Raw genomic sequence first — 10,926 nt, forward strand, 5'->3', positions numbered from 1 at the left:
TGACCCGACCCGCTGCGTAATCCCTTAATCCCCACGGCAACAGGAGGCCGACACAGTGCCTAAACCCGACTACGCCCAGCCCATCAACACCGCCGACGCCGAGGCCCGCCGCGCTTTCCGCGAACTTCTGGCCCGCGACGGCAAGGACGAACTCTCCATCGTCCTTGGGGTGAACCCCCGCACCATCGAACGAATCGGCCTGACGCGCGACCTGCCGCCCGGCATGGCGATGGACCTCGCCGCCTATCTTTCTCCGATCAACGACGCCGGCAGCGATGATGGCCGTTGGTTCGCCGCGTTCTCCACCTGGGCGGAAGATTGCCGCCAGCGCATGGAGGCCCGCCGTGGCTAAGATCACCTACCTGCATTCCCGCAAGCTGTCAGATGGCCGCTACGCGTGGAACTGGAAGCCGTCGCCGGCACTGCGCGAAGGTGGCTGGAAGAACCAGCAATTGGGCGAGAGCGCAAGCAAGACGCCACCGCTCGAAATCGTCGCCAAGGCCATGGCGATCAACGAGAAGGTCGAGCAGTGGAAGATTGGCGGTGTCGGAGCCATGGCCGCCGACACCGTGCCCGAGGCCCATCCCACCCGTGCACTGCCCCGCAAGTGGCTGTTCTCCGATCTGGTGGATGCCTACGAGGCAAGCGACGAATTCAAGGCCACTGCGCCCAAGACGCAGAAGGAATATCGCTCCCGGCTGCGCCAGCTCAAGTTTTGGGCAGACGACGGCCAGTTGCCTATCCTCTCCATCGACAAGGAAATGGTGAAGGATCTCAAGCGCGCCCTGCTGGGCGATGACGAGAGCGGCAACCCGGGCAGCAAGCACAAGTGCGCTGCCATGCTGCGCGTCCTGCGCCTCCTGATGCGCTGGGCAGGCCCTGACGGCCAGAGATTGATACCCGGCGACCCCACTGCCGGCGTTCCCATCCCCACGCCGCCAAGCCGCACTGCAAAGCTGGATTGGGAACAGGTGCAGCACGTCGCCGCGATCGCGCGTGATGCGGGAGACGAGGACAGCGCATTCCTGCTGGAAATTGCCTTCTGGTCGCTCCAGCGCCGCGCCGATCTACTGGAACTCAATCGCCTTGCATGGCGCACGTTTGAAAATCTGGACCCGCGCGACCGCGCCTATCTGGCCGACACTGCCGGCGACGTGCGCGGCTTCCGCCTTCTCCCGCAGAAGACCAGGCGCAGCACGGGTCGCTGGATCGACGCCCCTATGCCCACCTTCCTGCATGACAGGATCGCGACCCGCTTCGAAAAGAGCCAGTGGCTGTTCCACCATCCGGACGACACGGAAAAGCCGATGCCGGAACACACCGCACAGCGCGCCGTCCGCGTCCACCTCGACGCGGCCGGGTTCGAGACGTACCAGCTGCGCGACATGCGCCGCTCGGGAATGTCATGGTTCAAGGACATGGGCGCGCGCGAATCGAACATCTTCGCGATCAGCGGCCACGCCGTCCTCGGCAAACGCACGATCGCGGACACCTACATGCCGCCGGACACCCCCGGCGCCTGCGCAGCCGTCGCAGCGGTCCTGCGCACCCTCGAAGACATTGAATCTAGGAGGCAAGCGAAGTGAACAAATCCTCAATCGGAATGATGCGCCAAGAGCGAGGCTATATTGCCCGTCTTCGCCGCGATCCTCGTACCAAGGCCATGCATGACGGATGGTTGGCCCAAGCTACCTACGAAGCTGAGCAGCACTATCCCTATCCGGAAGACGCGAGACAAAGGGCCCACTATGCAGCTGATCGTGCCCTTCTACTCGCGTTGTCATTCGTCCTCGACAATGACGGCGAAATGAATGCCCTACGGGAGCAGCTGGACCGTATCACCGAATCGTCACTGTCTCTGCTGAATAAATTCCCGCCGGCACCGATCATTCTTAAATCCGAGGAAGATCCCAAGTGAGCAAGCGGCCACCCTTCGTCCGCCTGAAACGCCAGTTGAAATCCATCAGGTCCACCCGCCGCGCGCGACCGTTCAAGCGCTTGATGGAAAGGCGAGGAGACTTCTGGCTGCGGCGCTGCATGAGCGGCTTTCCGCCCCGTTTCCGCTCATGGGGCTTTGGGTTCGGCTACTACCGAAACGGCTACTTCTGATGTCGGACCGCACTATGACCACGAAGCGGGGAAGGAACGGCACCTTCCCCGCTTTTTCTTTGCCTATCCAACCCGCACGAATCGCCCTAAATTCGGGACCGTCGCACGGTGCGACGGAAAATCGTCGCACCGTGTGGAAAACTTTAGCCTTGACCCGCAGAAAACCTCACCTTAGAGGGCGCGGCAGCTGCCCCGTCGTCTAATGGTAAGACTACGGATTCTGATTCCGTCTATCGAGGTTCGAATCCTCGCGGGGCATCCACTTCCCTATCTCAGCCGGTCTCCATCAAGCGCGAACGCCTTGCGTTTCCGCCGCTTTTTCTGCGACATACGGCTTATGCAATCTCTACTCGTCTCAGCCAAGCGCAGGCCCCGTGGGGGTACAGTTGGGGGTATCGGGGGTATTCACCCTTGCTAACCGACACTGCCTGCCGGAAGGCGATTCCGGGCGAGAAAGACCGCAAGCTGACCGACGACAGAGGGCTCTATCTGCTCGTGCGCAAGTCGGGCTCCAAGCTCTGGCGGCTCAAATATCGATTCGCCGGGAAAGAGAAGACGCTCTCGATCGGGGCCTACCCGGAAGTGACGCTCAGCGCCGCGCGGATCGCCCGCGACAAGGCGCAGGCACAGCTTCGCGACGGGATCGATCCCTCGGCCGAGAAGCAAGCCCGCAAGATCCAGGCGCTGGCCGATGCCTTCGACAATTTCGAGCGAATCGCGCGTGCCTGGCACGAGGCCAAGGCCAAGACGCTGAACGCGCGGTACGCGGCAGCGATCCTCGGCCGCTTGGAACTGCACGTGTTCCCGGTGATCGGGAAGCAGCCGATACGCGGCATCACGCCACCGGTCGTTCTGGACATGGTGCGCAGGATCGAGAAGCGCGGCTCGCACGACGTGGCACACCGCGTGCGCAACCACGTCTCGGAAGTGTTCGTCTGGGCGATTGCCTCGGGCCTGGCCGAGACCGATCCGGCCGCGATCATCCAGAAGGCGCTTTTGCCCACCGACCCGAAGCTGCGCCCTGCCGCGCTCAAGGTCGAATTCGCGCGGCAGCTTCTGAAAGACGTGGAGGACTTGCCCGGGTCGCACTGGTCAACAGTGCTAGCCTCGCGCCTGCTGGCGCTGACGGCAGCGCGGCCGGGCGTCGTTCGCCTGGCCGAGCGGCAGGAATTCGAGGGGCTGGACGGTGCGAACCCGGTCTGGCGTATCCCGGCCGAGAAAATGAAGCTCACGCGGTCGCAAAAGCGCGACATCACGTGGGAGTTCGTCATTCCGTTGTCCCGGCAAGCGGCGGACGTCGCGAAGGCGGCAATCTCGGAAAGTCTGGCGTGCCAGTCGCGGGACGGGCCAAGCTGGCTCTTCCCCGGTCCCGGCGCCTGGACGAAGCCGATCAGCGACAGCACCTTGAGCAAGGTGTACCGGCTCGCGGGGTATCGGGGGGTACACGTGCCCCATGGTTGGCGCTCGACCTTCTCGACCATCATGAACGAACGCGCGGCGATGGAGGATCAGGAACGCGACCGCGCGATCATCGATCTGATGCTCGCGCACGCGCAGCAGGGCGTCGAGCCTATCTACAATCGCGCCATGTACCTGCCCCGGCGGCGGAAGCTGGCGCAGATCTGGGCCGACCTGCTGATGCGGGGCGCGGCCGAGCCGCACTTGCTGCTGCCGGCGCACCGGCCGTGGCGAGCCAAGGATCGGGCCACAGCGGCAGGCTGACCACCCAAGCGGAGGCCGCGTGATGAACGCGGTCTCGTTTGGCAATCTGCTGGCCGGTGCCGCCAGCATCCCGACCTCGGAAGCCCGCGTCCGCTTCTGGCGCCGGACCTTTGACGTCAACGATTCGCGCGCACAGGTCGGCCGCATCCTTGGTGACGGCAGCGACAAGCAAGGCAAAATCGTGCTATCCACGATCATCGAGGTCGCGCAAAAGTGGTTCAAGAACGCCAACGCAGACGCGCGCATCGCTTCTGCCGCAGAACGAGCAGCCTCGTCGAAGCCACCAACCACTCCGGGAACTGAGCCCAAAAGGCGGCGCGTTCTAAAGTGGAACGTCCTCAACACGCTTGATGCGGTGCTTGGCTTCACCAATTTCAAAACGGGCGAATGCATCGCAACCTATGAGATGATCGCCGTTGCGGCCGAATGCGGCCGCGATACCGTATATCGCCACCTCAATATCCTGCGCGACCTTGGGTTGATCGACTGGGTGCGTCGGTGCGAGCCGACCGACAACAAGAAGCAGCCGACGAAGGCTGCGCCCAACGCCTATTTCTTCGAGATCACACGCCTTCCCAGCCCCGTTCAGATGCTGATGCGGCAAATCCTGAAGCGTCGCGGCGTCACGCTCGCCTCGCACCCGGAGCGCACCGGATCGGGCAAGGTGCCGAATCGTGTGCAGCGTCTGGCAGACCGCCTGGGCAAGTCTCTGGCCGGCGCTGCCGACTTCCTTCGTCGCGGGAAAGAACGCGACACCAAGGTCGAGGAAGCCGCGTTCGTGCGCGCGGAGACGGACCTCATGGGCGACATTCCGACCGATCAGTGGGCCGCGATCCGTCACCCCGGCGATGCAGCCGCACAGGCCGCTTACAACGCCCGCCTCGGCATCCTTTCATTTGTCTCTGAAAGTATGGAAATGCCGCTTCATTCCCCACCTACAGAACCAGATAGAAAGGTCTAAGGGCGCTTGAGGCGCCCTTAGGCGTCAAGTTTGTATTGCCCCCATGCCTGGAAGGTAATTCCCGCACTCAGCGAAGCGCCAACGGAGATGGCGCGCGGGGGCGGCTGCGCCGCCCCGGTGTGTCCAGGGGGGCAAGAGCAAAGCTCGTGCCAAGCACGGCAGCGAGTTTTAGCGGCTTAGTCAGACGAGAAATCGGAGATCTCATCGTAACGACGGCAAAGGTCTTCGGCGATCTCGCCGACTCCATAGTCGAATGCCGCAAGGACACGCCTCAAAGCCGCAGGCTTTGGCAAGGGGCGGGCTTTTTCCAAGATTTCAGCCATCGCGATCCACTCAAGCGGAACTTCGCGCCTGATACTGATGTGTTGGCTCAAATCGTCCGCTCGCGGCGGGTACAAAATTGGAAATTCCGCCGCCTGAGCGCGGTAGCGCGCTGCGATCTCCAGAATTTTGCTCTCGAATGTCTTGTCCATTTGCCCCTCACACCCGCCGAAAATGGCGCACTTTGAATGGCACACTGAAATAGCGCGTAACAGGTATGCGCGTGCAAAAAGGCGTAAAACGACGCGCGAAGCGCCCGCCCCCGCCAGATATCGCCCAAAACCGCCCTTTCAGCGGTGCAGAACCGCCCCCGACCATGCGAAAAAACCGCCCAAAGAGCGAGGAGGCGAGGCGTGGGGGCAAGTGCGGCGCGCGGGGTCAGGGCGAGGCCGATCCGTTGCGCCTCGACGTAACAATGTTTCAATTGAGAGGCAGGGGGTAGCCGCGCGGGTGGGGCGGGCCTCTCGACCACCATGGGGCGGCGGCCGCAGGCGCCCTTGCCGCATGTTCGCGCTATGTTCTATCCCCTCATCATGCGAATCGACCGCCTCTCGCGCCTTGCGCTCCATGTCCTTGAAGATGCGGCGGCACGCGCACACGGCGGCGACGTGGAGCGGACATGGGGCCACCGCCTCGCGCTGGAATTGCTGGTCCAGCGCGGCGTTGCGGAGCGGTGGCAGGCGGCATCGTTTTGGGAAGACCTCGCCTATCAGTCCACGTTTCACCAATTCGACAGCGGCGCGACCTATGTCCACACCACCAGCCTCGCCAGTGCCGTGGCCGCGTGGGCCTATCGCCTGGGCGTGGAGCCGCTCGATCCGGTGCAGATGAGACGCCTGGCACGGCGGTATGCGCCTGATCTTGAATCAGACTGCGGAACGCAGCAGCTTCCCTGCATGTGCAACCGATACACACCGGGCGACCGCCAACTCATCAAGAGCGTCTTCGGCGCGCGCCAGTTGCGCGAGTTCAACGAGGGGCCGGCGATTGTTCACCCGCGCGAGCCGGGCTGGGTTGTGCGCCTGGTCGACGGCGAGCGCGTGCTCGAGCAGATGACATGGGGCTTCCCGGTCTACCTGCGCAGCAAGGCCGGACAGCCTCTGAAGCCCAAGCCGGTCAACAATGCCCGGTTCGACAAGCTGAACGGCTTCTGGAAGCAGTGGGCGCTTTTTCCAGAGCAGCGCTGCCTCATTCCCGCAGCGGCATACGCCGAGGCGGTTGGCCCGGCCGGGGCGATGACGACGACATGGCTGTCGGTGAAGGACAGCCCGGCATTCGCCTGGGCTGGCCTGTGGCGAGACAGCAACGAGTGGGGCACATGCTACACGGGTGTCATGACCGAAAACGCGCCGGAACTCGCCGCGATCCATGACCGCTCCCCCGTCATTCTCGATGCAACGGATTGGGACACGTGGCTGCACGCCCCATTGGAAGAACTATTCCGCTTCGACCGCCCCCTTCCGGCAGATCGCATGCGTGTTCAAGCGACTGGGGTGCTCTGGAAAACTGGCGGGACGATTTTGCCGCCGCCTGTCTCAGAGAGCAAATGCTGAATTTCCAAGCATTATGGATAGCGGGTTTGGGCCGGTAGGCGACCGTCCGGTTTGGAGCCGGGTTTCGAGGATAGCTGCCGCTTACGCCGCGTCGGCTGCCAACCAAACTACGACGTTGCCGAATTTTCGCATGAACGACCGTTCCTCCCGGAACTCGCCATTCCCATTCGATTAAACGGTCCGGCAGCGGTGCGGCCCGGCGCCAGCCATTCTAGGGCCTAATACATAGATTCAATAGCTGCCGTCTCTTCAACTTGGCAGCATCATCGTGCAATGCCGGATGGACTGGCTGGCTTGTGGTATGCTCGCAATGATGTCAGCCGGAACGGCGGGCCTTGAGAGCCTTGCGGCCCCTCAGGCAAAGCGGCTTGCCGCAAGAGGCCTCATTCGCCTATACCCGCGCGGGGAGAACGCATGTCGCAAAACCTAACTGAGCAGTTGGATCGCGAGAAGCGAGCCGTGTCTTACGACGTATACGATATGACCGTGCGGCAGCTGGTCGATATGGTCGCAGGTGGCGAGATTGATGTGGCGCCTGACTACCAACGGCGCTTCGTGTGGGATGATACCCGCGAATCAGAGCTAGTCGAAAGCATCTATTTGGGAATTCCGGTACCCAGCTTGTACATGGCCGCCAATCGAGACGGCAGCTGGGAGGTCGTGGACGGAGTGCAACGCCTAAGCACGCTCGTTCATTTCTGCGGAGGCAAAGACGTTCGGTCTCGTATTCTCCGCGAGAACCCACTGAAGCTTACTAACCTAACGAAATTGACCGCTTTCAATGGGATGACATTTGAAGAGCTACCGAAATCTGCGCAGTTAGGTTTTACCTTGCGGCCAGTCCGGGTCACGACCCTGAATGACAAAAGCGATTTTGCGGTCAGGTACGATCTGTTCGAGCGTCTGAATACTGGCGGTGTAAAGCTCCACGCGCAAGAAATTAGAAACTGCGTGATGAGAGGCGGCTTTCGCGAGTTGCTCCGCGAACTTTCATCTCGTCCGGCGTTTCGGGCTGTGGTCCGCATCCCAAGCAATGAGCAGCAAGAAGCGATATACGAAGAGTGTGTGCTGCGCTACTTTGCCTATCTGGAGCGGTATCAAGCATTTGAGCATAGCGTCGTCGGATTTCTCAACGACTATATGATTGAGCATGCTCTCGCTGGACCGCAGGCTGCGTCCATCGCGGGTTTCGATGCAACCTTCAATTAGCTACAGGCCAGGCTTCCGAATGGGGTCGTTCGAGGCACGAGAAATGCGACACCGCTCAACCTGTACGAGGCCGTCACCGTAGGAACTACGTTGGCATTGAGGCAAAATCCAGGTCTGAACAGGGATCCAGCGCCGATCATGAACGCAGATCAGATGCGGCGGCTTACGACTGGCGCGACGAATAGCCGTCGGATGGTCGTTGATCGTATTGAATATATGCGGAACGAGTTGCTCGCCTAATGCCACTCAGCGCCGTTCGAGCAGAGGTGGCAAGCCGCTTTGCCGAGGCTCGCGCGTTACTGACCGAGATTTCTGCCCGAGAGGCCGATGAGGGTACCTCAGTATCCGCAGGCCTGAACACTCAAAAGGCGATGTTCATCGTCCTCCTCTACGCGGCCTTCGAGTTTACGACGACTTTGCTTGTCGTCCGGACAGCTGAAGGCATAAGTGGTCAGCGTATCGCCCATTCCGATCTTGCGGTCGAACTTCTTTCGCTCGCACTCGATCCTCAGTTGAGGGCGGTTGCTTCGCCTGGCCGCAGGGCCAAGTGGCAGCGAAGATCGGCGCTCTTCTCACGTACCTTTTCCACAGATACTGCGCGTATTCACGAGGAGGCGCTTCTCGAAGAGCTAGGTAATATTCGGTGCGCCAGTTTGGATCAGGTGTTCGAGGCGTTTGGCATCTCGGGACCATCGCTCCACGATCCCAGGGCGCGGCAATACATCGATGAAATTACCGATTGCCGCAACGCCGTCGCGCACGGCAGGGAAGCGGCCACTACAGTCGGGTCCCGGTACACAGCCGCATCTCTTCAATTGCGCCTGCAGGAGCTAGAGCGGCAGAAAGACTACCTGATCGGTAGGTTCGAACCAGTATTGCGGGATCGGCTCTACCTTCGAGCGTCTGGTAACGCCGCCTAACATCCCGCGCCGTCGCGCTCGCATTCACGATGTGGAGCGGGTCGCCGCGCTCGCTCTGCACTCAAGGCTGTGTCTATTTCCGCCGCCGGGTCACTTGAAGCTGCCACGCTGCAAGCGGCCCGCCTCGGCCAATGGATGATGACATCCGAACAAGGCTCGAGCGTCGGCTTTTGTCGATAGCAGTCACACAGGTAGTGCGTTGGGAATGACGGCTTGGTCCCAACCCCAGTCATAGGCAGTAGGTCCGCTGATGGGCTCACTGATTTCCCATTCGAACGGCTTAGATGGGCGCGTAGCTGACGTGGGTGAAAATAGCTGCGCACCATGCGGTGCGCAGCCCAGATCCGTCAGTTGGTTATGATGACCTCGCCCACCGTCTTGGCCTTAGCCCCACCACCCACCGTGTAAACCAGCTTCTCTTCCCGGAAATCGAACCCGGCGAAGATCCGGCGTACCTCGGGATGATCGTTGAGCGACAGGATGAACCGCCCGCGCACGCCGCGCAGTTGCTCGGCCATCTGTTCGAACTGACTGCGGTCGAACAGGTCGCGGCCATAGTCGCCCTCACTGCCGTAGTAGGGCGGATCGAGATAAAACAGCGTCCCCGGCCGGTCATAGCGCGCGATGAAGTCGGCCCAGGGCAAACGCTCGATCACGACCCCCGCGAGCCGCTCGTGCACCGCCTCGATCATCGGCGCCAGCTTCGTCACATCGAACCGCGCAGAGGTAGACGGGTCCACTCCGAAACCACGCCCCCGCACCTTCCCGCCGAATGCCAGGCGCTGCAGATACAGGAACCGGGCCGACCGCTGCATGTCCGTCAGCGAACTGGGCTCCAGCGCCAGCAGCTTTTCGAAGCCGGCGCGGCTCGTGATCTGCCAGCGAAGCATGTCGAGGAAGGCTAGGTAGTGGTGCTGGATCACGCGGAAGAACGTCGCCACGTCCTCCGACCAGTCGTTGATGACCTCGGCCTTGGGCTTCTGGTCGCGGCGCAGGAACACGCCGCCCATGCCCACAAAAACCTCGGCATAGGTGCGATGCTCGATGGAGTTTATCAGCGAGACGAGACGCTTTGCCAGCGCGCGCTTGCCTCCGATGTAGGGCGCCAGCGGGCGCACCGGGTCTACCCGCTCGAACGAAGAGAGGGGGCTCGACAGCATTGTTTTTGTTCCTTATTCGTTCCCGCACCGAGTCGGTAGGCGGGATGGCCCCATGGCGGGACCGAGTGGGATCATGACGAACTGGCATTCGTCGGACAAAGGCGGTCCAACGCCCAAGTCCCCCGCCTCATCGGCGGGAGGAATCCTCAGGCGGCAGTCCTCGGCAGCGCCATCGCCGGGCGCTCGAAGCGCACCGCTTCCACGCCCAGCCAGTCGTTCACTTCCAGCATGCGCGACTGGATCGGCACGATTTCCATTTCGTAGAACATGGCCGCCGCGTCGTTGACGTTGCCGAAGCCGCTCGTCCCCTTCGGGACCATGCCGATCAGTTGCGGCGGCACGCGGTGCGCTGCCAGCAGGTCCTCGGCCGTGACGTTCTTGATATTCAGGAACTCGTCGTTGGCGCCGACGCTGGCAATGGGGATGACCTTGACGCTGTTCTCCTTCCCCTTCGGCAGATGGAGGAAGAAGTTGCGGAAATTGCCCGGCCCCTTCGAATCCCGCATCGCCTGCCGGATCGCCTTGCTGTCCTTGTCGCTCAGGTTCTCATCGGTGATGCACAGGATATACCCGGCGTGCGAACCGTTCAGATAGTACTTGCGGCGGAACAGGGTGGCGCTCTCGTTCAGCAGGCCGGATTGCAGCGCCGAGAGATACTCGGGCATGCCGTAGATTTCCTGCATGGGGTCCGGCTCGGCAAGGTGATGGACGGCCCCGGCGGGGTATTCCACCGCGTCGGAGATCGCATAGCTGCGCGGCGCCCAGAAGAACTGATCCGGCAAAAGCCCTACACGCGTGTAGGCGGCAGGCGAGCAGCGCAGCGCCGCCGGTCGTCCGAGGCGGCTGTTCACCCGCTCCAGATAGGCATTGCCCATGGTCAGCCAGTCCAGCGCCCACCGGGCAAATTCGGCTTTCGGGAACAGGGTGCCGGGCACGAAGCTTGCCGCCAGCAGGTTGCGCTTGAGCAGGAT

The 10,926-nt window shown here is 62.1% G+C and carries 12 protein-coding genes and 1 tRNA gene; 10 read left to right on the top strand and 3 right to left on the bottom strand.

Features of this window, described 5'->3' with window-relative positions; translation table 11 throughout:
• Positions 1–55: 55 nt before the first annotated feature.
• From OKA11_RS12430 to OKA11_RS12460, 7 genes are all read left to right on the top strand, one after another.
• A complete protein-coding gene (locus OKA11_RS12430; RefSeq protein ID WP_267220655.1) occupies positions 56–352 on the top strand; it encodes a hypothetical protein in 297 nt (98 codons plus the stop codon).
• On the top strand, positions 276–1,586 hold the full coding sequence (locus OKA11_RS12435) for a site-specific integrase (RefSeq protein ID WP_267220657.1): 1,311 nt from the start codon (positions 276–278) through the stop codon (positions 1,584–1,586). Before OKA11_RS12430 ends, OKA11_RS12435 begins: the two co-directional genes overlap by 77 nt.
• Entirely contained in the window at positions 1,583–1,918 is a 336-nt protein-coding gene (locus OKA11_RS12440; RefSeq protein WP_267220660.1) for a hypothetical protein, read from the top strand. The genes OKA11_RS12435 and OKA11_RS12440 overlap by 4 nt, the downstream gene beginning before the upstream one ends.
• A complete protein-coding gene (locus OKA11_RS12445; protein ID WP_267220662.1) occupies positions 1,915–2,109 on the top strand; it encodes a hypothetical protein in 195 nt (64 codons plus the stop codon). Before OKA11_RS12440 ends, OKA11_RS12445 begins: the two co-directional genes overlap by 4 nt.
• Positions 2,110–2,297: 188 nt before the next feature.
• Positions 2,298–2,371: transfer RNA gene (locus tag OKA11_RS12450), tRNA-Gln, on the top strand.
• A gap of 149 nt (positions 2,372–2,520) precedes the next feature.
• Positions 2,521–3,831 (top strand): tyrosine-type recombinase/integrase, encoded by a 1,311-nt coding sequence (locus OKA11_RS12455; RefSeq protein WP_267220663.1) that lies wholly within the window; start codon positions 2,521–2,523, stop codon positions 3,829–3,831.
• A 22-nt stretch (positions 3,832–3,853) separates the two neighbouring features.
• On the top strand, positions 3,854–4,792 hold the full coding sequence (locus OKA11_RS12460; protein WP_267220666.1) for a helix-turn-helix domain-containing protein: 939 nt from the start codon (positions 3,854–3,856) through the stop codon (positions 4,790–4,792).
• A 176-nt stretch (positions 4,793–4,968) separates the two neighbouring features.
• Here OKA11_RS12460 and OKA11_RS12465 read toward each other — a convergent pair whose 3' ends face one another.
• Complete coding sequence (locus tag OKA11_RS12465) at positions 4,969–5,265, bottom strand: hypothetical protein (protein WP_267220668.1); 297 nt, start codon at positions 5,263–5,265, stop codon at positions 4,969–4,971.
• Between the two features lie 363 nt (positions 5,266–5,628).
• Here OKA11_RS12465 and OKA11_RS12470 point away from each other — a divergent pair, with 363 nt between their 5' ends.
• From OKA11_RS12470 to OKA11_RS12480, 3 genes are all read left to right on the top strand, one after another.
• On the top strand, positions 5,629–6,666 hold the full coding sequence (locus tag OKA11_RS12470) for an SOS response-associated peptidase (RefSeq protein WP_267220671.1): 1,038 nt from the start codon (positions 5,629–5,631) through the stop codon (positions 6,664–6,666).
• A 414-nt stretch (positions 6,667–7,080) separates the two neighbouring features.
• A complete protein-coding gene (locus OKA11_RS12475) occupies positions 7,081–7,875 on the top strand; it encodes a DUF262 domain-containing protein (protein WP_267220672.1) in 795 nt (264 codons plus the stop codon).
• A gap of 239 nt (positions 7,876–8,114) precedes the next feature.
• Entirely contained in the window at positions 8,115–8,795 is a 681-nt protein-coding gene (locus OKA11_RS12480) for a HEPN domain-containing protein (protein WP_267220674.1), read from the top strand.
• Between the two features lie 347 nt (positions 8,796–9,142).
• Here the strand turns inward: OKA11_RS12480 and OKA11_RS12485 are convergent, their stop codons facing one another.
• Together OKA11_RS12485 and OKA11_RS12490 are read right to left on the bottom strand one after the other, a co-directional pair.
• Entirely contained in the window at positions 9,143–9,955 is an 813-nt protein-coding gene (locus tag OKA11_RS12485) for a DNA adenine methylase (RefSeq protein WP_267220676.1), read from the bottom strand.
• Positions 9,956–10,101: 146 nt separating this feature from the next.
• Positions 10,102–10,926, bottom strand: an 825-nt coding sequence (locus OKA11_RS12490; protein ID WP_267220678.1) for a phage portal protein, incomplete at its 5' end; no start/stop codon positions are given.

The organism is Novosphingobium clariflavum, from assembly GCF_026420865.1.
Lineage (GTDB): Bacteria > Pseudomonadota > Alphaproteobacteria > Sphingomonadales > Sphingomonadaceae > Novosphingobium > Novosphingobium clariflavum.